17 protein-coding genes are annotated in these 21301 nt (G+C 60.8%); 5 read left to right on the forward strand and 12 right to left on the reverse strand.

Translation table 11 applies throughout. The features are described 5' to 3' along the window. The 3 genes from DXC52_RS04050 to DXC52_RS04060 form a co-directional block, all read right to left on the reverse strand. A partial coding sequence (locus DXC52_RS04050; protein WP_117746276.1) for an RNA helicase occupies nt 1-2666 on the reverse strand: 2666 nt, incomplete at its 3' end. Nucleotides 2667-2975: 309 nt separating this feature from the next. After that, nucleotides 2976-3815, reverse strand: coding sequence for a tRNA (guanosine(46)-N(7))-methyltransferase TrmB (locus tag DXC52_RS04055; protein ID WP_117746245.1), 840 nt, complete (start codon nt 3813-3815; stop codon nt 2976-2978). A gap of 118 nt (nt 3816-3933) precedes the next feature. Beyond that, nucleotides 3934-4806, reverse strand: a complete 873-nt coding sequence (locus DXC52_RS04060; RefSeq protein WP_117746246.1) for a class I SAM-dependent methyltransferase — start codon at nt 4804-4806, stop codon at nt 3934-3936. Nucleotides 4807-5073: 267 nt separating this feature from the next. On the opposite strand from DXC52_RS04060, the gene DXC52_RS04065 reads away from it, so the two are divergent. The 4 genes from DXC52_RS04065 (at nt 5074) to DXC52_RS04080 (ending at nt 9578) form a co-directional block, all read left to right on the forward strand. After that, nucleotides 5074-5796, forward strand: coding sequence for a helix-turn-helix domain-containing protein (locus DXC52_RS04065; RefSeq protein ID WP_117746247.1), 723 nt, complete (start codon nt 5074-5076; stop codon nt 5794-5796). After that, nucleotides 5796-6695: a DUF4097 family beta strand repeat-containing protein gene (locus DXC52_RS04070; RefSeq protein ID WP_158554586.1), complete on the forward strand. Its 900-nt coding sequence runs from the start codon at nt 5796-5798 to the stop codon at nt 6693-6695. The genes DXC52_RS04065 and DXC52_RS04070 overlap by 1 nt, the downstream gene beginning before the upstream one ends. 96 nt (nt 6696-6791) lie before the next feature. Next, nucleotides 6792-8699, forward strand: coding sequence for an elongator complex protein 3 (locus DXC52_RS04075; RefSeq protein WP_117746249.1), 1908 nt, complete (start codon nt 6792-6794; stop codon nt 8697-8699). After that, entirely contained in the window at nt 8700-9578 is an 879-nt protein-coding gene (locus DXC52_RS04080; RefSeq protein ID WP_117746250.1) for a spermidine synthase, read from the forward strand. Nucleotides 9579-9604: 26 nt separating this feature from the next. Here the strand turns inward: DXC52_RS04080 and DXC52_RS04085 are convergent, their stop codons facing one another. From DXC52_RS04085 to DXC52_RS04125, 9 genes are all read right to left on the reverse strand, one after another. Next, nucleotides 9605-12049 (reverse strand): DEAD/DEAH box helicase, encoded by a 2445-nt coding sequence (locus tag DXC52_RS04085; protein ID WP_117746251.1) that lies wholly within the window; start codon nt 12047-12049, stop codon nt 9605-9607. Nucleotides 12050-12165: 116 nt separating this feature from the next. Next, nucleotides 12166-13470 carry an ATP-binding protein gene (locus DXC52_RS04090; RefSeq protein WP_117746252.1) on the reverse strand — a complete coding sequence of 435 codons (1305 nt, stop codon included), beginning with the start codon at nt 13468-13470 and terminating at the stop codon, nt 12166-12168. After that, nucleotides 13463-15223 carry a TerB N-terminal domain-containing protein gene (locus DXC52_RS04095; protein ID WP_233504802.1) on the reverse strand — a complete coding sequence of 587 codons (1761 nt, stop codon included), beginning with the start codon at nt 15221-15223 and terminating at the stop codon, nt 13463-13465. The genes DXC52_RS04090 and DXC52_RS04095 overlap by 8 nt, the downstream gene beginning before the upstream one ends. An 88-nt stretch (nt 15224-15311) precedes the next feature. Beyond that, entirely contained in the window at nt 15312-16028 is a 717-nt protein-coding gene (locus DXC52_RS04100) for a DUF554 domain-containing protein (RefSeq protein WP_199409449.1), read from the reverse strand. 118 nt (nt 16029-16146) lie between these two features. After that, complete coding sequence (locus DXC52_RS04105; RefSeq protein WP_117746253.1) at nt 16147-17577, reverse strand: hypothetical protein; 1431 nt, start codon at nt 17575-17577, stop codon at nt 16147-16149. A gap of 18 nt (nt 17578-17595) precedes the next feature. Then, a complete protein-coding gene (locus DXC52_RS04110) occupies nt 17596-17811 on the reverse strand; it encodes a hypothetical protein (RefSeq protein ID WP_138111941.1) in 216 nt (71 codons plus the stop codon). Between the two features lie 49 nt (nt 17812-17860). Next, nucleotides 17861-18460: a hypothetical protein gene (locus DXC52_RS04115; protein WP_022095047.1), complete on the reverse strand. Its 600-nt coding sequence runs from the start codon at nt 18458-18460 to the stop codon at nt 17861-17863. Nucleotides 18461-18550: 90 nt separating this feature from the next. Beyond that, the gene (locus DXC52_RS04120; protein ID WP_117746254.1) at nt 18551-19060 is read right to left on the reverse strand and encodes a hypothetical protein; all 510 of its coding nucleotides are present in this window, start codon (nt 19058-19060) and stop codon (nt 18551-18553) included. Continuing rightward, the gene (locus DXC52_RS04125) at nt 19057-19353 is read right to left on the reverse strand and encodes a hypothetical protein (RefSeq protein ID WP_117746255.1); all 297 of its coding nucleotides are present in this window, start codon (nt 19351-19353) and stop codon (nt 19057-19059) included. Before DXC52_RS04125 ends, DXC52_RS04120 begins: the two co-directional genes overlap by 4 nt. A gap of 346 nt (nt 19354-19699) precedes the next feature. On the opposite strand from DXC52_RS04125, the gene DXC52_RS04130 reads away from it, so the two are divergent. Then, a complete protein-coding gene (locus DXC52_RS04130) occupies nt 19700-21301 on the forward strand; it encodes an FAD-binding oxidoreductase (protein ID WP_233504803.1) in 1602 nt (533 codons plus the stop codon).

Consider the following 21301-nt stretch of genomic DNA (forward strand, 5'->3'; position numbering starts at 1 on the left):
TTCTCGATAAAGCCCACGCGGTAGTTTTTGAAAATGACCTCGCCACCGTCTTGTGTGGCGTCCAGATCGACATCGCCCATAATGCCAAAGTCGTGGTCGCCATCCTCGTCGGCAAAGATCTGGTGCACGTGCCATACGTGCGCGGTCTTCTCGTCGGACTCGTCGATGGAAAACATCGCGGCGCTGCGAGCATCTCCGTCGGTGAGGATTTCCTCGTGCTGCTCGTGGTAAGCGTCGAGTGCTTTTTGCCAGCGGATCTCGCTCATGCCCCAGTCGTCGTCGAGTTCGCCCAGGTCGCGAACGTGCTCGCGGGCGGCAAGGGTCACGCGACGGAAGAGCGCGTTGCGCACCAACAGCGTGCAGCCGCGACGGTCCGCCACGACCTCGTCGATGCCCTGCGGCGGCGCAGCATCGAGGGCTGCCGGGTTGCCGGCGTTCTCCCACTCGTCCACCAGGCTCGAGTCCACCGAGCGCACCACAAAGCCCAGCCACGAGATAATGTCGCGCAGGCGCTCGTCGCGCTTCTCGATGGGCACGGTACGGTCGAGTGAACGGTAGGCCTCTGCCAGGTAGCGCAGTAAAATGCCCTCGGAGCGGGCGATGCCGAGCTTTTGAATGTAGCCCTTAAAATCGCTCGCGCTCTCCAGCATATCGCGCAGGACGCTCTTGGGAGAGAGCTGGTAGTCGTTTGCCCACGGTACTTCCTGGCAGTACTTGTCAAAAGCGGCATCGAGCAAATCCTCGAGCGGCTTTTCGTACGTGACGTCCTGAATGCGCTCCAAGCGCTCCTCATACTCGATGCCGTCGGCCTTCATCTCGGCCATAGCGCGATCGCGTGCGGCTCGCTCCTGTGCGCGCAGCACCTGTTTGGGATCCTCGAGCGTTGCCTCGACCATTGAGATCAGGTCCATGGTATAGGTCTCGCTCTCGGGATCGAGCAGCTCCAGCGCAGCAAGCAAGAACGGCGAGAGCGGCTGATCGAGTGCGAAGTCCTCGGGCAGATCGACCGTCAGCGCATAGTCGATGTCTGGTGCGGCATCAGTCGGGGCGTCGGGCGCGGGCGGCACCTCGGTGCGAACGACGACGCCGGAATCGATGAGCGTGGCGAAGATCTCGTCGGCGCGAACCTCGAGCTTAGCCTTTTCCTCGGGAGTCTGCAGGCTCGTCTCGATGAGGTCGTGTACGCGGGCTCGGGCATCGCCGCCCTGCTCGACCACGCTGATCACCATGGAGTGCGTGATGCGCAGGCGCGGCTTGAGCGTCTCGGGTTGCGTCTCGATCAGACGCTCGAAGGTCTGCTTGTTCCAGGTGACAAAGCCCTCGGGGGCCTTTTTCTTTTTAATCTTACGGAGTTTTTTGGGGTCGTCGCCCGCCTTGGCCATAAGCTTGGCATTCTCGATCTCGTGCTCGGGTGCCTCGGCAATCACCATGCCCTCGGTATCGAAGCCCGAGCGGCCGGCGCGACCGGCAATCTGATGGAACTCGCGGGCGCGCAGACGACGCATCTTGTAGCCGTCGAACTTGGTGAGCGCGGTGAGCACCACGGTGTGGATGGGTACGTTGATGCCGACGCCGAGTGTATCGGTACCGCAGATGACGGGCAGCAGACCCTGCTGCGCCAAGCGCTCGACCAGCAGGCGATAGCGCGGCAACATGCCAGCATGGTGCACGCCGACGCCGCATCCAAGCAGGCGCTTGAGAATCTTGCCAAAGGCCGTCGAGAAGCTCGTTCCCTTTGCCGCTTCTTTGATGGCCTCGCGTTGCTCTTTGCTGGCGATGCCAAAATTGGCGAGCGACTGTGCCGTCGCAAGGGCGGCGTCCTGGCTAAAGTGCACGATATAGAGCGGGGCCTCGCCGCGGCGCATGGCGAGCTCGACTGTGCCTTCGAGCGAGGTCGTCACGTAGTCGTAGCTCAGCGGCACGGGGCGCGGGGCATCGACGACCAAGTCGCAGGTAGCGCCGGTGTGTTCCTCGAGCGAGGCGGCGATCGCGGTGACATCGCCGAGCGTGGCGCTCATGAGCATAAACTGCGTGTGGGGCAGGGTGAGCAGCGGCACCTGCCAGGCCCAGCCGCGGTCGGGGTCGGCAAAGTAATGGAACTCGTCCATGGCCACGCAGCCCACATCGGCGTCCTCGCCCTCGCGCAGCGCATCGTTGGCAAGGATTTCGGCCGTGCAGCAGATGACGGGCGCCTTGGTGTTGATATGCGTATCGCCGGTGATCATACCGACGTTATCGCGGCCGAGGACCTGCACCAGGTCGAAGAACTTTTCGCTGACCAGGGCCTTGATGGGGGCCGTGTAATAGCAGCGCTTGCCCTGCGCCATGCCCATAAAGAGCATGCCCAGCGCGACGAGCGATTTACCCGATCCGGTCGGTGTGCCCAAAATGACGTGATTGCCGGCTGCCAGGTCCATGAGGGCCTCTTCTTGGTGATCCCATAGCTCAATGCCGCGGTCGCTCGTCCATTCAAAGAAGCGTTCGAAGGCCTGGTCGGGCGTGAGCCACGGTTCGGGCTCACTGCCGTCCTCGGGCTCCCACCAGGTGGGGGAGAGCGCACCGAGCGAACCGAACTCTGCCTCGGTTCCCGTGCCGCCCGAAAATGAGCTGGCAGCGCCGGCGCCGGAGACGGTGCTGGCGGCGGTATCTGTCGTGGTCTGTGCCATGTGTTTGCTTTCTCTCGCGATTGTCCGCCAACTATTATGGCGTAGCGTCGCATCGATGCGTTCGCAGGCAAGAAAATGCAGGAAATGGGCGTTCTGCCCAGCCGTTTAGTGTAGTCGCTGGCTAAGTGAGTAGACTTTTTGCGATATCGCGAGCACGTGGCTTTTGTGCAAGGGCTCTACCTGCGGTTTTATTATTTGCTATGCGGGTTGTGCTTGGTTATTGCAAAAAAGTCTACTCACTTAGGTGTGAGGGCCGTTCGCTGACGCCTATTTGCGCTTGTTTGCCGACGCCGCGACCATCAGAAGCCCCTAGGACTCTTGCGGCAGGCGCTTCTTGCCTTTGCGGGCACGGTTTCTAAAGTTCTCGACGGCCTCTTCCATGCCCAGAGGTACATAGGTGAGCTCATCGAGGTTTTCGGGCAGGTAGCAGGCAAGACTTTGCTCCTGCACGCGGCCCGCTTGGAGCTGTTCATCGCTGGGCAGCGTGTCGGGAGTGGCGCAAATGCCGTAGACGACGGCACCCATCTCGCGCGTGCGGCGCTCGTACTCGGTCTCGGGATGCTCGGGATGGTTGCGGCGGACGTCGTCGCTTACCCAAAGCGTATCGTAGCCGGCCGCGGCAAACTGTCCCAGGGCGTAATCGCGCAACGGCTTGCTATCGGTGCGCAGCGTGACGGTAGCGCCGGCTGAAAAGAGCGGGCGGTAGAGCATCAGATGGTCGACATGGACGAGTCGTTTTTTAGCGTACTTGGCCTTGGGCTGCGGCGTGGGAAAGTTAATGGTGATGGCATCGAGCTCGCCTGCGGCAAACAGCTGTGGCAGCGATGCGGCGCCTCGGGGCAGGACGAGTGCGTTGGATAGCCCCTGTTCGCAGATTTTCTGCGCGGCATAGGCGATGCAGATGGGCTCCTGGTCCATGCCGATAAAGAGGGTGTCGGGCTCGCGGTGGGCGCGCTCGACCAGATAGGTTCCCTTGCCACAGCCAAGATCCAGGTGAAGGTGTTCGAAGGGCTTGCTGCCAGCTGGCGCGCAAGCCTCGCGCCAATCTCCGGCATAAGCCTCGGGGTTCGTCTCAATCGCATCGGCGTAGCGCTCCAGGCGCTCCTCGAGCACAAAGTTCTTAGGCGTGCGAACGTGGACGGCCCCCATGAGGCTCCTTGGTCATAAGTATGGAACGCATAGCCGCGCGTTCCGTCAATGGGTTGAAAAAGGGTGGGCATAGTTTGCCCGAAAGATGCGGTGTGGCTCGGTGGCGAGTCGTCGGTGCCTACAGGCGTTTGAGGATTACATAGCGGTTGAGCTCTCCGCTGCGACCGTCGGCATGGAAGCGCTCAAGCTCGCGTACGGGGACCTCGCCGCTCTTGTAGAACGTGCGGACGCCGCGCACCAGGTCGGTAATCTGCTGATCGTCAAAGTGATGGCAATAGCGGTAGGCGTGGCGGTCGTTTTGCCAGCCAATGAGGTGGTCGCCGGCTTCAAACTGCGCTGAATCGTAACCCTCAAACGGCGGGGTGAGCTCGGCGCGGGCCTCGGCTCGAACGGCCTTGCGCGCCATGCGCTCGTCGTTCATAAACTCCCAAAAGCTGATGGCGATGATGCCGCCTGGGCGCGTCTGGCGCACCAGGGCGTCGAGCACGCGTACGCGGTACTCGCACGACGGCACGTGGTGCATAAAGCCAAAGCAGACTGAGATGTCGGCGAGCGGGGCGTCGAAAAGCGCGTCAGGCGCCTCGGCGGGATTGAGTTTCATGAGGGCATCGAGCACGTCGAGCTCCTGGAAGTGCAGGTTGGGAATGCGCAGCGCGTGGCCATGTACATCGATGGCCAGGTCTTGGCACGAGTCGACGCCGTAAAACTCAAACGGGCAGCTGGCATCTGCCGAGGGGTTTGCGCCGTCGACGCCCTTGGCGGCAAGTGCGCCGCCGGCGGCAAAGTTCTCGAATCGCATATTGCCGCAGGCGAGATCGAAGACGCGGACGGGATGCTCAATCGTGGCGACATCGAGCTGTTCGAGCGCGATGTCCATGGTGCGCACCCAGCCGGGCCACGGGGCCTGGCGCGTATCGGAGAAGGAGGCGGAGTGCTCGCGATAGAACGTGTTGTTGAGCTGGATGAGCGATGAGGCGAAATCGCGGTTCACGGCGCGGAACTCCCTCCGTTGGCGGTGCGAAATAAACAGTACGACCATACTACCGTTAACGCCGCAACGGGGACAACCGAGCTGCGGGTCATTGCTTTGTTTAGACACATTTCCGCAGCTCATATGTGCCCGCAACCGCCGGTTGTCAAAAATCTCACTAGAATAGGTGGCATGCTTTTGGCGGTGGCGGATAGATTTTTAACTGTGCAAGGCGCCTTAAGAACAAAAACGGTCCGGCGGCACGGCTGGCATCACATAGGAGGAACCATGAATGTAGAAACTGCGCAGCGGCTCGCCGACCTTCGCCGCAGCAAAGGCTTTAGCCAAGAAGGGCTGGCGCGAAAGCTGGGGCTGTCGCGCCAGGCGGTCAGTAAATGGGAGCGCGCGGAGAGCTCACCCGATACCGAGAACCTGATCTCGCTCGCCAAACTCTATGGCGTGAGCTTGGACGAGTTGCTCAATCCGAGCGACGAGATTGAGGACGATATCGAGTTTGAGAACGAGGACCGCGCCCGTCAGCGCGAGGCCGAGGCGGCAGAGCGTGCTCGCACCCATGAGGCGGCGGCGCGCGCTACCGAGGCGGCAACACAGGCGAGTGATGCTGCGGCCAAGGCGGCGCAAGCGGCAAGCTGGAGTGCACAGGCCGCCAATGCCGCTACGGCGCAGGCGACGAGTGGCACCGCGGTTGGCTCGACTCCGGCGAAGGGGCCGTTCCAGTCGTTCCCGTATTGGGCCGTGTGCTGGCTGCTGTTCTTTTTGCTGATGTTCCTGTTTGGTGCCGGCCCCTTTGCCGCACTGATCTTCTTTACGATTCCCATCTATCACTGGGTGGCACGTGCGCTCGATGGCGATTGGGCGCGCGGGGATATTCAGGTTGGTCCGGCGTCGGTGGCGATCAAGGCCCAGGGGAAGGATGCTTCTGCGGAACCTGATGCTGACGTGGCTACCACGACCACCGCTGAGCCATGTGCCAAAGAGGGTGACGAATGATGAAGCTTTCGCATGAATCCAAGGTACGCCTGGGTGTTGGCATCGGAGCGTTTGTGCTCATTGTTGGGCTTGTCTTTGGCGTTTCGCGGACATTGATTCATTTTGATGGCCCGTGGGATCTCGACGATGTTGTATCCGGCCTGTCTGGTATGGACGATGTGGTGGACGAGGGCGATCTTTTGGATGACGGTAACTATTCCGCTCAGCCTCAGCAGCTTTCGAGCGAAACCTTTGATGCCGATGCGTTCACATCGCTTGACTTGGACGTGACGTCGGGCACGGTCGAGGTCAAACACGTCTCCGGCGGGCCAGTGCGCGTAATTGAAAGCGGTCGCGTGGCAACGGGGACCGTTGCCTTCGATGCGGCAACCCAGAACCTGGCCGAAATCAAGGGTTCTACGCTCAAGATTCGCCAGTTCGATTGCGATGACGAGCGCGCCATTGACCGCACGGTTACCGTCGAACTGCCGCGCAAAGTTGCCGATAACATGGTGGGCATTACAGCGAATGTAGGATCGGGTGATCTGACGGTCGCGGGCATTGCGTGTCATGACCTCAACCTGACTCTGGACTCGGGAGACGTTGAGTTTACGGGCACCGTGACCGATACCCTGAATGCCGAGGTCGGTTCGGGCGATGTGACGTTCGAGCTTTACCCGGCCCCCACGAAGTCGATGGACGTGAGTGTGGGCTCGGGCGATGTGGAGATGACGGTTCCGAACTCGACGGGCTTTAAGGCGAGCCTCACCTTGGGCAGCGGCGACTTCGAGAGCGATTTCCTTCCGCTTGGCTACGACGGCGAGACCATTTTGAATCTTGAATTCGATAACGGTGACAAGTCTGCCACGTATCGTTTTGAGGTCGGTTCGGGCGACATGTCGTTTGATTCGGAGTATTGAGGCAGACGAAAGCCTAGGCGAAGATATAGACGCGCTGTTTGATGAAGGCGCCGAAGCCGAGATCGGCTCCGGCGCCTTTGCCTTTACAATGGGGGCATGGAACAGATTATCTTGAACATACTCGAGGCTCTGCGTCGCGGCGAGACCGTGGATGACAAAGCGCTCGTCAAACTGATACATGCCGAGGCGCGCCGTGAGGGTGCCGACAAACGCGATTTGGCCAAGCGCCGTCTGCTGCCGTTCTACCAGCGGGTTAAACGTGAGGACCCGGTTCGGTGGGCTGCGTGGAATGTCGATGCCGATCTGGAGCGTCAACTGCTGCAGGTCCTGCGTATGAAGCCTCGTCGCACGGCTTCGGGCGTGGCGACCATTACCGTCATCACCAAGCCCTGGCCATGCTCGGGCGATTGCCTATTTTGCCCCAACGATCTGCGCATGCCCAAAAGCTATCTGCACGCCGAGCCGGCGTGCGCCCGTGCGGAGCAAAATTGCTTTGACCCGTATCTGCAGGTAAGCGCTCGTCTGACCGCGCTTTCGCAGATGGGGCATGCGACCGATAAGATTGAGCTCATTGTGCTCGGCGGTACCTGGAGCGACTATCCGCAAGGGTATCAGACGTGGTTTATGTCGGAGCTCTTCCGCGCGCTCAATGACGATGCCGTGGCTGGTGTGGCGGCTAACCCCATGTTGGCGCGTCCGGGCATCAGTCGTGCCGAGGCGGGGCGTCTGCTCGATGACGCTCCCGCCGATGCCCTGCCGCCTGTGGTAGCAGAGCGCCGTGAGCGCTATCGGGCCGCCGGCATTGCGACAGACGAGGTCGAGCTTGCTGCCGGCGTTGCCGACGAGCAGGGGTGTGTGGATGCTGCCGTGGGCGGCTATAACCGCGCGGTGCGTCGTCTGTACGGCCCCGGTACGCCGTGGGGCGAGGTTGCCGAGTGGCAAACGGCAACGATGGAAGAGCTCGAGCGCCAGCAGCGCATCAACGAGACGGCGAAGCATCGTGTGGTGGGGCTCGTTATCGAGACGCGCCCCGATGCCGTAACGCCGCAGGCTCTCACGCTCATTCGCCGCCTGGGCTGCACCAAGATTCAGATGGGTATCCAGAGTCTCGACCAGCACCTGCTCGATATCAACGAGCGCCGCATTTCGGTGGCTCAGGTCGAGCGGGCGTTTTCGCTTGCGCGCCTGTTTGGCTTTAAGATCCACGCGCATTTTATGCTTAACCTGCTGGGCGCCACGCCCGAGGGGGACAAGCGCGACTACGAGCGCTTTATGACCGAAGGGGCCTTTATGCCCGACGAGGTCAAGGTCTACCCGTGTGCGCTCATCGAGGGCTCGCGTCTTGCGGGTTGCTATGAGCGCGGCGAGTGGCGCCCCTATACCGAGGACGAGCTGCTCGATGTGTTGGCCGATGACATCGTGGTGACGCCGGCGTTCTGCCGTATCAGCCGCATGATTCGCGACTTTAGCTCCGACGACATCATGGTGGGCAACAAGAAGCCCAACCTGCGTCAGCTCGTTGAGAACCGCCTGGCTGCTCGGGGTGACGGTGCGACAGTGCGTGAGATCCGCTATCGCGAGATTAGCACGGCGGGTGCCGACCTGGATGAGTTGACCCTTGACGAGGAAGTGACGTACGAGACGCCGGTGACGCACGAGCGCTTTTTGCAGTGGGTGACTCCCGAAGGCAAGATCGCTGGCTTTTTGCGCCTGTCGCTGCCCGACCGTTCGTTTGCTGCCACGCACGCGGACGAGCTGCCAACGGGGCCGGAGGAGGCGATGATTCGCGAGGTGCACGTGTACGGCATGGCGGCGCGCGTGGGGGATCAAGGCCAGGCGGCGCAGCATCACGGGTTGGGGCGTTTGCTCGTAGAGCATGCATGCGAGATCGCCCGGGATGCGGGCTATGCGCGCATCAACGTGATTAGCGCGATTGGCACACGCGAGTACTATCGCCATCTTGGATTTTATGACCATGGCCTTTATCTGCAAAAGGAGCTCTAGATGAACAAGCCGAGTGTTTCTGCTGGCGTCGTTGCCGGCGTTGCTCTGGGAGCCGCGGCGCTTGGTGCGGCTGCTGTCGCTGTTCGTGCTGCCTGTCTGCAGGTTGCACGAACCCGTAATGGGCTGGCGCGTGTGAAGCGCGTGCACGATGAGTGCGGCGATGAGATTCGCGTGTTGGTGCAAGGCGGCGTCTACCAAAGCGCAAGCTACATTGGCGAGCGTTGGGAGGAGCCCGTCTTTGCGTACTATCGTGCGTTTGACGACGTGTTTGAGTCCGAGGATGCGATGCGCGACGCTTATGATCACGGCATCGACCGTATGCTTATGCTGGGCGGCGGTGGGTTTGCCTATCCCAAGTTTGCGCTGATGTCGCACGAGGGCTTGCGCATGGACGTCATTGAGTACGATGCCGAGATTACGCGCCTGGCGCGCCGTTGGTTCTACCTGGACGAGCTGGAGCGCACGGTGGGCGACCGCTTGCGGGTGATTACCGCTGAGGCTCGCTCGTATCTGGGCGTGACAAGCGTGGGTCATCGTCGCTACGACGTGGTCGTGAGCGATTGCTTTGGCGGTGCCGAGCCCGTACGCGAGCTGGCGACGGTTGAGGCGTTGCGTTTGGTGCGAGGCAGCCTGAACCCCGGGGGTATCTACGTGGCCAATATCGTGAGCGCAAACGAGGGGAGCGATGTGACGTTCCTGCGCGATTGCGCTGCCACGGCACTCGAGGTATTCGCCCACGCCTGGGTGGTCCCATGTGGCGATGCGGAGTTCGGCGGCGAGGAAAACTACCTGCTCATCGCCAGCGACGGCGACTATGTCTTTGCCGAAGCCGTGCCCTTCGACACCGACTTCCTCGGCACCGTCCTTCACGACAAGTAAGTCTCCCCGTCCCAAAAAGACTGGTCTTAGGCGTGGTCGCGCCAGCTGCGGACACGCTGCTTCATGCCCTCTATGTCGAGCACGCCTTCGGCGAAGCCCTTGCGCACGAGCTCTTCGGGAACAAACTCGTCGTAGCGATCAAAATAAGGCACCTCGCCGGGATAGACGAGCTCGATGGGATCGAAGTCCTTCTCGGCCTCGGCGGCGAGCACCTCAAAGAACGTCTCTTCGTCGGCCTTCATCTTAAACTGCATAAAGTACGGGCGTGAAGGGTCGAGTCCGCGAAGGCCCAGCTCCGCGGCACATTTAATCTTGAGCATGCGCTCGAGCGCCAAAAAGGCGTAGCTTCCCAACCAGGGGAAGAGCACCCAGGTGTCGCCGCCCAGGTTAATGAGCGGCTTGGTTCCCGCGCCCGAAATCTCGGCCGTATGGCGAGCCTGCGCCAAGCGGGCCCGCGCGTTACCCATAAGGTACGGATACGCGGCATGTTCGTTGAGCGCTTTACGCATGCGCTCGAGCACATGCGTGTTGATGTCGCCGGGGCAATCGCCAAAGTAAGCCGGCACACGGCCCTTGACCTGAGTGGCAAAGACGGTATGACGCTTCCAGTCCACTTCCTCGACAATCCAGCAGTGTCCGGCGATGGCGATGCGCTCGCCGGGCGGTGGGGGATTGACGATTGTGCCCAACTCGGCCGACTCGCTGCGAACAGTGAACTCCTCGTTTTCCTGGAATACGGCGTAGAACTTAAAGTTGTTAATGATGCGCTCGCCCGCGAGACCCACAATGAGCCCACCGCCCTCGGTGACCTGGATATGGTCGATCTTAATGAGGTGACGCAGCAGTATGCGATAGTCATCGGCCGAGATGCGATGGAAATAGCTGAGTGTGAGCACGCGTTGGGCAAGCTCTGCCGGCGTGAGCTCTCCGGTGCTGGCAAGCGTCGACATAGTCTGGTGGTAGAGCAGGCTGTAGGGGAGTCGATCGAGCTCGGGCGGCTCGACCCACTTTTCCTCGCGATAGAGTTGTACGAGCGCGATGCCCTGCAAGAGCTTCCACGGAATGGTCTCGGGCATCATCGTGCGCGGCTCGGGCTCTTCCTCGCGCATGACAAACCACATCTCGGGCGGAAGATCGCGGCGTCCCGTGCGGCCCATTCGCTGCAAAAAGGAGCTGACGGTAAACGGCGCGTCGATCTGGAAGGCACGCTCCAAGCGGCCGATATCGATACCGAGCTCCAGCGTAGAGGTGGTGACGGTTGTCTGTGCCTGCTCCTCATCGCGCATGAGCTCTTCTGCCGTCTCGCGCAGCGATGCCGAAAGATTACCGTGGTGGATGAGGAAGCGGTCGGGCTCGTGCCGGCTCTCGCAGTAGCTACGCAGCATGGAGCATACGGCCTCTGCCTCCTCGCGCGAGTTGGCAAAGACCAGGCACTTGCGCCCGCGGGTGTGTTCGAAGATATAGCCCATGCCGGGGTCGGCGTTGTCTGGTGCCGTGTCGGTGGGGTTGAGTAATGCCTGTTCGGGTGCTTGGGGGATGTCGACTTCGCCCTCGGGGGCCGAGGAAGCTTGGCGGTCCTTGGGAGCGGCCTTGCCACGTGCCCGCTCGCGACGTTGACGGCGCTCCTCTTGTGTGAGCTGTCCGCTGTGACGCATGTCTTGGGCGCCGGCGGGCAGTGCCGCGGACGCCGCTGCCTCGATGCGCTCGCACGCAAGCACTTCGGCCTCTTGAGGGCCTGTGCCCATGAATCCCCGCTGCTGTGCCTGGGGACCCGAGTTGTAGAAGTGCTCCATGGAGATGCGCCACACGTGGCGCGGTTCTTCAAAGCGGGGGATAACGCAGTCGCGCCCCGTTCCCTGTGAGAGGAAGGTACCCGTGCGCTCGGGGTCGCCGATGGTGGCCGAAAGGCCAATGCGGCGAGGCTGCACGCCGGCCATGCGCGAGAGTCGCTCGATAAGGCAGAGCGTCTGCCCGCCACGGTCGCCGCGCATGAGCGAGTGGACCTCATCGATGACCACATAGCGCAGGTCGCAAAACATGCGCGGGATCGCCATATGCTTATGGATCAGGAGCGCTTCGAGTGACTCGGGTGTAATCTGCAAGATGCCGCTCGGTTTTTTGATGAGCTTGGCCTTGTGTGATTGTGAGACATCGCCATGCCAGTGCCAGACGGGGATATCGGCTTCTTCGCAGAGGTCGTTGAGGCGGACGAATTGGTCGTTGATGAGCGCTTTGAGGGGGGCGATGTAGAGGGCACCCACGCTCGCGGGCGGGTTCTCCCAAAACTCGGTCAGGATGGGAAAGAAGGCTGCCTCGGTTTTGCCGGAAGCCGTGGATGCCGTCAGGAGCACATTATCTTGCGTGTTAAAGATGGCATCAGCTGCTGCAACCTGGATAGAGCGTAGGCTCTCCCAATCGTGGGAGTAGATGAAGTCTTGGATAAACGGAGCATATCGGTCAAAGGCGTTCACGGGGCCTCCCCTCAAATACGAACCTCTCAACGCGGCTGGCAATGGTTTGCTGCATTGCTGTCTCAGCGTTTGCCCAGATAAAACCTGCCAAAATAAACCTGTCCCTTTTTGGCAGGTTAGATGGTGAATTCGGCGAAGTTACGGTCGCCGCCTGCGGTGCCGGTGTCACCTGTTGCGGCTGCCGGTGCCAACGCGTCGCCGCCGACGCTTTGCAGCAGCTCCGCCACATTTGCATCGGGGTTCTGACACAGGATATCGAGCAGCTCGATAAAGTCACGGATGACCTCACGCGGCGTTAAGTGCGTATCGGCTCCCACGCGACCGAACTCGATCTTGAGAAAGTCCACCAAGTCGTTTTCGGTAAGCGTGGGCGTCCAGCCAAAGTAGCCAGCATGGATCTGCATGAGTTTTTCGATGAGCACCAGCAGCTCCTCATAGGTGAGTGGCTGCAGACGGATGATGGGCGCGAGCATGTCCTTAAGGTCCTCGCGTGCAAAGCGGCCTTGAGCGAGTCGGCTGCGCAGAGCCTCGTAGGAGAACACGCCGCGGCGGCGGTCTTCGATGGAGGTTGGCGTGCCGCCCATGATCACGCCCAGGTACTGCGCCTTGCCCTGGAGCGTGTCGTTGTACATGGTCAGAATCTTCTCGTAGTTGTATTGGCGCGTGATCGCGTTGGGAATCTTGTACAGATTCACGAGTTCGTCGATGAGCACCAGCATGCCCTTGTAGCCGCTGCAGACCAAAAAGCGCGCAATGAGCTTAACGTAGTCGTACCAGTCGTCATCGCTGATAATGGTCGAGGAGCCCAGCTCGGCGCGTGCCTCACTCTTGGTGCGGTACTCGCCGCGAATCCATTTGGTCACGCGGCTCATAGCTTCTTCGTCGCTCTCGGATACTGCCGCGCGGTAGCGGCGGAGTATGCGGGCGAAGTCGAAGCCGTGGACCATTTCCTCGAGCGGGGCCAGTTGGGCATTGACGGCAGACTCGTCGGCATCGGCACACGAGGCGACCCAGCGATCCAGGATAAGGTTGAGCGCACCGCCCTCGGGGCGCGTTTTAGTCGATATGTTGCGGATGAGCTCACGGTAGGTGGCAAGGCCCTGTCCCTGGCCGCCCTGCAGGCGGCGCTCGGGGGATAGGTCGGCATCGGCCACGACGAAGCCCTCGCCCATGGCGTGCGTGCGGATGGTCTGGAGCAAAAAGCTCTTGCCGGCTCCGTAGCGACCGACCAGAAAGCGGAAGCTCGCACCGCCGTCGGCGATGAGACTCAGGTCGGTGAGCAGGGCGCGGATCTCGACCTCGCGCCCTACGGTGATGTAGGGAAGGCCGATGCGCGGGACCACGCCGCCCTTGAGCGAGTTGAGAATGACGGCGGCGACGCGCTTGGGCACGCGGGGTGCTGCGGATGCGGTATCACTCATGGTCTAGGTATCCTCTCACGTCTGCTTTGTAGTCCTCGATAATGTGCGGTCCTGCCGCGCCAAATTCAATTACGGTGTCACCCACCAGGTCAAAGAGCGCCTCGTTGATGTCATCGACGAGCATGTCCTCACTTTGCCCCGACCTTTCCACCGCCAATGTGGCCTGCGCCGTGTTCTGCTCGAGGAGCGCGCGAAGGAAGGCATCTGCGGCAGGCGCGAGTTTGTTCGCAGCTTCGGCAGACGCGGGCGTTACGGGCGCGGGCACAGACGCGAGGAGCGGTGCCACGACGCCAAACTCTTCGGTGGAGACAGTCGGCTCGTCGGGTTCGTCTTGCCGTGTGGCCATCTCGCCAGGTCCGACGGTCATGCCGGGCGCAGACTCAGTGTTCGGTTGCTCGATAAGCGTCGCCTCGACTTCCATAGGCACATCGTCCTCACGCTCTTCATCGATCAAAAGCGCCTCACGCGTTTGTGCGGCGGCACTCCGGATATGCCCCAGCTGGCTCAGGTCGATATCGATCTTGACGGGCTGGTGCGTGGCATCCCATGAAAGCCATGCCACGATCTCGTCATCGATGATCTTGGCCAGATATTTGGGGACTTTCTCCTCCTTCAGGGGGTGGGTGGGGTCTAGGGCCAGGCGCAGGCGTTGGTCACAGGCGCGCATCATTTCACCAAGCTTGCTGCTCTTTTGCCTGCTGCCGTGAATTCGCATGCATTCCCAAAAGCCGTTTTGACAACGGTAAATATGGATGGGGTCCAGACGGTATTCGCAGTCCTCGTGGCGATTAGGCGCAAAGAACACAGCCGAGGCAAACATGGTATAGGGCATGGCCGTCTCCTCCCCAAACAAGCTCGCCACGATACCGGTCTTTCGGTGCGTGTCATAGTAGCGCGCCATACGGACATACACGGCGCACGCCACGTGGCGCAGATCGCGGTGGTGGCTGCGGTCGAGCCGCGAGTTACTTAGGTTGTACGTGGAGAGGGCGTTGATGGCGGCCATGAGTCGCTCCTCGCGCACCTCATCGGGCGGAAGGGGGAGCGTGGGCTCGGAGGTTTTGCGACGCTTAGGGGTCTGGCCGGACGGTGCCGGTGCTGGTACAAGGTCTCGCGCTGCGCGGCGTAGCTCGATAAGGGCGTTATCGAACATGACGGTTTTAGAGTCGCGAAGTAGCTTGGGGTCGAGTCCGTGGAAAACGGCGTAATCCTGCAGCCACACGCGCGCAAACCGGTCGATGCCGGGCTCGAAGGCGCGATAGACATCCCAAAAGGCCTTGATCTTGTTAAAACCTTCGAGCGGATCATCTATGCCAATGCCGCAAATCAGCTCATAGAGATACAGAAAGGCAAAGGATGTAGACGTTTCCTCGACGGTTCCGCGGCGCACTTGGGCACGCCAGGTAAAGTAGCCGCGCAACTGCCGGTCGCTCATGGCATTGTAGGTGGGAAAGTACGACTTAAAGGTGCCGTTGTAGGGACAGTCGTCCTCAAAGTCGGCCATCAGCAAGCCTTGGCGGTAGAAAAGCTCGGCCTCCGATAGCCAGCGGCCCGCGCCGCCCTTGGGGTCATCCTGCCAGCGCGATATCTCGCGCATCTTGCGGTATTGGTCGGGGAGGAAATTCTGCATCTGTCGGCCGGTTTTGAGAATCGGCTCGTCTGCGTAGATTTCGTTTGAGAAGCGGGCGGACTGATGGGTCCGGGCCTCGGCCATAATGCGCTCGATGAGCATCTTGATGTCCTGGTCGGCCACCGCTTCTCCTCTCCTAACGCAGCTTCGGTGACCTCATATCATAGCACAGCATCAAACAGGTGTTCGAGATACTGCTGCGTAGATAGATTTAGAACAGGAGGGCGTAGATGACGGCGATGACGACGGAGGGGAGCATATTGGCCGTGCGGAAGGTCTGAGGACGGATGAGGTTGACGCCGACGCAGAAGATGAGCATGGAGCCTACGAGCGAAAGGCTGTCGAGGGCTGCCGTAGTCATGATGGGGGAGAGTGCGCCGGCAAACAGCGTGATCGTCCCCTGGAACACGGCGACGGGCAGGGCGGAGAAAATGCAGCCGCGGCCAAGCGACGCCGTCATGGTGCAGACGATGATGCAGTCCAGTGCGCCCTTGAGGGCAAGCGTTGACCAGTCGCCGAGCAGGCCGTCCTGGATCGATCCCACAATTGCCATGGCGCCGATACACACGGTGAGTGAAGTCGAGACAAAAGCGTTGGTGAACTCGTTATCGCCCTCACTGCCAGTCTTGCGCTTGAGCCATTCGCCAAGGTTTTCAATGGCGGACTCCAAGTTGACGGCCTCGCCGATGAGCGAACCGAGCGCAAATGAGACGATGAGCATGGTGGTACCGGTGGTCGCTAGCGCCTTTCCATCGATGATGAGCGTCTTTTGCATGGTGCCGCCCAGGCCGATAAACAGGACGCACAGCCCCGATGCTTTCATGAGCGTGTCTTGGATGCGCGGTGTAATGAAGCGGCCGCCCGCTAATCCCAAAAGACCGCCCGCAACTAAAAGCACAACGTTGATGATTGTTCCCAAGCCCGGCATGAGCCCTCCTGTATTGATGCCAACGTGGCAATCGTAGCAGAACGAAATGCGAGGCACATCGCGACTCATCTAATACGTTATATAAGTGGTGTTAGGAATGATGCGCAGCATTTAAGCCTCAGGTGGTTGTCGGGACATAGGGATAGTATTCAAAGCGCAGTGTCATAAGCCGCTGCGGGAATTCAATAGCCGCGGCGATGATATTGGCATCGCGGGCACGATCAAACCCTTCGAGTTCGATCTGATACGAGACGTCTTGCATAATGTCCAGACGCCGCCAGGCTAGGAGTGTGTCGCCATCGAATTCCAAGGTCTTGCCTCCATCTGGAGCAACGGCATATAGACGCAGCTTGGCGGTGGTTGCAGGGTCGACAACCGTGACCTTTTTAATTTCGTTTCGAGTATTCTTGGCGCCCAACAAGGTGAGCAGTGTTGGGGCCACGACCTCGCCCGATGGCAAAAAGACGACTTCGATGGATTCGGGAAATGCGATGATAGCCGACTTGCGGACGGGCTGATTGGCGGCGGCAACTTCGATGTTCGCAGCGTCGATGACCTCTGTGTGGTCGAGTGCGGCAAGCACGCAACAGTTACCTTCATCGATCTCTTGAGGATCAGCAAGCCCCAGACTGTCCGCGAACTCGGGATCGTTTGGATCGGCAGCGGGCTCATTCGGCGCTTCGAAAGAAGCTGGGACGCTGTTTGTCGGCGACGGCGTGTCGCCCGCACCTGCTTCTTTGTCCGCGCTCTCTTCTTGTATGGTTGCGTTGATGGGTTCGTCGTTTGGGGGGAGCGTCTTGGCGTCAAACGCGGAGGGGAGAATTCCGATGGCTCCGGATCCGTTCCACTCCATTTCGAGAAGCGCCGGGTCGGCAAGAATGCGTTGCCTGCTTTGCGCGCGGGCATCGATTTCAATAGGGCCTGCCTCTATCCCTCGTGTAAGGCTGAGTGATCCGGATGGCTTCTCGAAATGAGCGTCTGTGTCTTTGGTACTGACGGCGTAGAACAGCAGGGACGCTTCTCCCGCCGCGATGGCATCGGTACCGGCTTTGGTCAGCCGCAACGATGCCGTGAATGAGAGGGTGGGCTGCGTGTCGTCTGCATTCGCGGCGGCGCAGCCCAGACATATACCGCCTCCTTTCTCAAAAAACGTACCGTCGAAGGCGACCTTCGCTCCGTTCGCCGAGTCATCGACCGAAGCGATGTCGATGCGCAGCTCTAAATTGCATGGATCGCCATCTGCATCGAGCACAACCGAGCGCCACGTGCAGACGGCGCACCCCGCCTGGGAGCCGTTTGCCTTGTTCGAACGATTGATATCCACGACTATCGAGCCGTCCGTATTACGACGAAGGCATCCCGAGGTTGAGATTGCGGCCTGTGCGATCGAAAAACGCTTGCACGCAATGGCGCTCGACGGATTTGGTGCGGAGCTTAGGGCCGCTGGTAAGGAGTCTGCCATGACAGGAGTCGCCCAAGCGGCGACAGGCGTTCCGGTTGCGAGCGCGCCGCAGAGTGCGACGACGGGCAAAAGGTTCTTCGATGCCATGGGGTCTCCTTAGCTAATTTAGTGCGGCCTGTTCATGTTTTGTTTCTGGCTGTGTTTGATGTGCAGACCGAGGCCGGCGGTTCCCGCGCCTGCTGCTGCGGCGCCTGCTGCCAAGAGCCATCGTTTGTCGCCTGTCTGCGCCAACGGTTCCTCGCGGTCGCTGCGGTCGAGCTCCGAGAGGTCGACCGTCACTTGCGTGGCGGCCTGCGCCTGTTCTTGCTGGGCAAAGGCCATGGCTGGCCCAAACGCTAGGATGCTGACGGCGGCGGCCAGGGCGACGGCCTTATGCCGTGTGCGCACCGGGCTCGACCGTCCAGGTGATCGTTGCAACCTGATCGCCTTCGCCGGTTACGCGGAAGATGTCGCGCGTGACGCGGGCGACGTTTCCGCTTGTCTTGAGCTTAATTTTGTCCGTGCCACCGGCAATGCCCTGGTAGCCCATGTCGAAGGCTGCATTCTTGGAAAGATCGAGGCCCGTTCCCTGCATTGCGGCGCTGGCGTTCTGGAGCGCGCCGTCGGGGCCGACCTTAAAGTCGATGGAGTTCTGCGCGGTTCCGGCCTTGGCGTCGGCAGCAATGGTCCAGGTGTTCATGGCGTCGATCTTCATGTTGGTGACATGGATGCCGTAGGCCGAATGATTGTCGATGGTGGTCGCGTCTTCTGAGGGGCCCTGAAGCGTGCCGTCGGCCTTGGCGACGAAGGGAATAACCGTCGGAACTTTGAACTCAACGTTGTCGATCTCGGTCCTGACCATTACTTTCGTGGTTCCAACGCGCCCGGCCGCCATAGCTGGCGTCGGGGCGGCGCCCATTGCGAGCGCGAGCGCGAGCCCCGCGCCCACGACGAGCGCTCTGGCTCCGTTCATGTTCCTGGTGATGTCCATGGTCGTTCCTTTCTATTCGCCGCGGGCCGTCCCCGCGATGATTGGACGAATGCTGGTGAATTGCGTGCGGTGCCGCGTCGGCCGGAAAAGCTAGTTCTCGGCTTGCTCAACCCGCACCTTGACACGTGTCGGATTGCCGTGGCTGTCGAGGGTCTTGGCATCGAGTGCCTGGATCTCGATGTACGCCTCGCCTTCTTTGATGTCGCCGGCGGGGCACGTTTCGATTGTCTTGCCGGTCTCGACCACACCGGATTCGTACATGGTCTCGTCGTTTTGGATGACGCGGAATCGCTGGGGAAATTTATTGTCTTGGACGTTTTGCACGTTGACGCGCAGCTTGCCGTCCTCCTGCAGCTGAGCGACCGGTGCGACCGAAATCGTCATCATGTTGTCGCGGACTATGGCGTCGAGCTCATCTTGGATTTCCTGACGCGTTTTGCCCTCGGCCGTCGTAACCGAAGCGCCCGCCTCGGGTACGGGCTGCGACTGCCAAGCGTATAGTCCTACGGCGACAAGGGCGCAGACGATGGCCAAACAGGCAACGATGAGCTTCTTGCGACGACCCAGGCCTGCAAAGTGGGGTGGCTTCTTCGCGCTCATGCGGCATCCTTGGCGGTATAGATGCGCGCAAAGGTGGACGGGTTCGCTCCAAAGAGCATGTGAAGCATCAGGCGGCGTGAGTAGACAAGCTCGTCGAAGTCGGGAGGGAGCTCGATGTCGTGGATATGCGCGATGCGGTGGGCGAGCGCCGAGAACGACTCGGGGTCGCAGATCACATCGGTGGTAACGTGGTAGACCGTCGTATCGGGGAATGCCTCTTCGTCGAAAGGCAGGAGATGGGGATCGTCGTCGACTTCGATGGCGATGCCGTACTGGGGCCAGTAATATGCCATGGGAACCTCCCTGCTTCTGGGGCCAAAACTTCTGTCGGTTTTGGCTGTCGATGCCGACCGTATCAGCCGTTACTTGACCAATTGCTGACCAAATGCTTGACGGATTGGCGTCTCCGCAGGTAAAAGGCGGCAAAAAATACTCCAACTTTTTTCGAGCGGCAATCGCGCGGTCAGTGACGGCGGGGCCATATGTGTTAAAAGCATCGTCTGCCGAGGAAATCCAGCCGCTCGCCGAATTGCACGAACGTAAAAATCGCCAATTATGGAGACGGTCTCGAACACGTCGACGAAACGATGCGGTAACATCTCCCTGCAAACACTGTAGTTAGCTAAAGGGGGAGTTCGCGTGTCTGTAACCATCAAACCCTTCACCGACGAGTTCGAAGAGTATGGCCGCGATGAATCTCGCGCATCGGGCGAAGCATCGAGCATCTCGTTTCCGACAACGGAAGACGAGGTCCGTGCCATTTTGGAAAAGCTCCATGCCGAGCGTGTCCCGGTAACGGTTCAGGGCGCCCGAACCGGCCTTGCCGCCGGTGCCGTGCCCCACGGCGGGCATATCCTCAATACTTCCCGTATGAATCGCTACTTGGGCCTTCGCCGCGATGAACAAGGCCAATTTTTGCTGCGCGTGGAGCCGGGCGTTGTGCTCTCGGAGCTGCGCAAGCAGCTGAGCAAGAAGGTGCTGCCGACCGCTGGTTGGGACCAGGCATCGCTTAAGGCCTACGATGAGTTTCAAGAGGCCCCCGAGCAGTTCTTTCCCACCGATCCCACCGAGGCGTCTGCCTGTCTGGGCGGCATGGCGGCATGTAACGCCTCCGGTGCCCGCAGCTACGCCTACGGCCCCATGCGCCCGCATATCACGGGGCTCCACGTCGCGCTGGCTGATGGCGATTTGCTTGAGCTTCAGCGCGGCGAGGCTTTTGCCCAGGGCCGCCACCTGTCGCTCGTGACGGCAGTGGGCCGTGCACTCGAGCTTGACCTTCCCGACTACACCATGCCCAAGACCAAAAATGCTTCGGGCTATTTCGTTGCTGACGATATGGATGCCATCGAATTGTTTATCGGTGCGTGTGGCACAATCGGCGTCATCACCGAGCTCGAGATTGCCCTGCAGGCGGCGCCTGCGGTCGTTTGGGGCGTGAGCTGTTTCTTTGACAGCGAAGACAAGGCCGTGTCCTTCACCGATTCCGTGCGTCCCGTCCTGTCCCATGCGGCTGCCATCGAGTACTTCGACGCTGGCGCCCTGGATATTCTACGTCGCCAGCGCGAGCAGTCGACGGCGTTTGCCTCGCTGCCGGCGCTCGACAAAGAGGCCAAGGTCTGTGTCTACGTGGAGCTCGACTGCGACGACGAAGTTCAGGCGACTGAGGAGCTGTATCACTTGGGGTGGGTACTGGAGCTTGCGGGTGGCCGCGACGACGCGACCTGGGTTGCGCGCACCGAGGTCGATCGCGAATGCCAGCGGTTCTTCCGCCATGCGGTGCCCGAGAGCGTCAACATGCTCATCGACGAGCGTCGCCGCACGGATCCCGCCATCACCAAACTGGGCTCGGACATGTCGGTGCCCAATGCACGCTTGGCCGATGTCATCGCCCTTTATCGCCGCACGTTGGCCGAAAGTGGGCTTGAATCTGCCGCCTGGGGGCACATCGGTAACAACCATCTGCATGTGAACATTCTGCCGCGCGATGCGCAGGAATACCGCCGCGGCGGAGAACTCTTTGCCCGGTGGGCTTCCGAGGTCACGGTCATGGGCGGCGCCGTCTCCGCCGAACACGGTGTCGGCAAGATCAAGGCGGGCTTCTTGGAGACGATGTACGGTCACGAGGCCATGGTCGAGTCGGCACGGCTTAAGCTCCAGCTCGATCCTGCCGGGCAGCTGGGCCGCGGTAACCTGTTTTCGGAGAAGCTCTTGGATGAGCTCGTCCAGAAAGGGGGCGCGTGA

This window comes from Collinsella sp. TF05-9AC (assembly GCF_003438495.1).
Taxonomy (GTDB): Bacteria; Actinomycetota; Coriobacteriia; order Coriobacteriales; family Coriobacteriaceae; genus Collinsella.

Bases quoted from the DNA above. Each gene is read 5' to 3' on its own strand.
- DXC52_RS04055 (WP_117746245.1), bottom strand. From the start codon at position 3,815: ATGGGGGCCGTCCACGTTCGCACGCCTAAGAACTTTGTGCTCGAGGAG.
- DXC52_RS04065 (WP_117746247.1), top strand. From the start codon at position 5,074: ATGAATGTAGAAACTGCGCAGCGGCTCGCCGACCTTCGCCGCAGCAAA.
- DXC52_RS04070 (WP_158554586.1), top strand. From the start codon at position 5,796: ATGAAGCTTTCGCATGAATCCAAGGTACGCCTGGGTGTTGGCATCGGA.
- DXC52_RS04075 (WP_117746249.1), top strand. From the start codon at position 6,792: ATGGAACAGATTATCTTGAACATACTCGAGGCTCTGCGTCGCGGCGAG.
- DXC52_RS04080 (WP_117746250.1), top strand. From the start codon at position 8,700: ATGAACAAGCCGAGTGTTTCTGCTGGCGTCGTTGCCGGCGTTGCTCTG.
- DXC52_RS04090 (WP_117746252.1), bottom strand. From the start codon at position 13,470: ATGAGTGATACCGCATCCGCAGCACCCCGCGTGCCCAAGCGCGTCGCC.
- DXC52_RS04100 (WP_199409449.1), bottom strand. From the start codon at position 16,028: ATGCCGGGCTTGGGAACAATCATCAACGTTGTGCTTTTAGTTGCGGGC.
- DXC52_RS04105 (WP_117746253.1), bottom strand. From the start codon at position 17,577: ATGGCATCGAAGAACCTTTTGCCCGTCGTCGCACTCTGCGGCGCGCTC.
- DXC52_RS04110 (WP_138111941.1), bottom strand. From the start codon at position 17,811: ATGGCCTTTGCCCAGCAAGAACAGGCGCAGGCCGCCACGCAAGTGACG.
- DXC52_RS04115 (WP_022095047.1), bottom strand. From the start codon at position 18,460: ATGGACATCACCAGGAACATGAACGGAGCCAGAGCGCTCGTCGTGGGC.
- DXC52_RS04120 (WP_117746254.1), bottom strand. From the start codon at position 19,060: ATGAGCGCGAAGAAGCCACCCCACTTTGCAGGCCTGGGTCGTCGCAAG.
- DXC52_RS04125 (WP_117746255.1), bottom strand. From the start codon at position 19,353: ATGGCATATTACTGGCCCCAGTACGGCATCGCCATCGAAGTCGACGAC.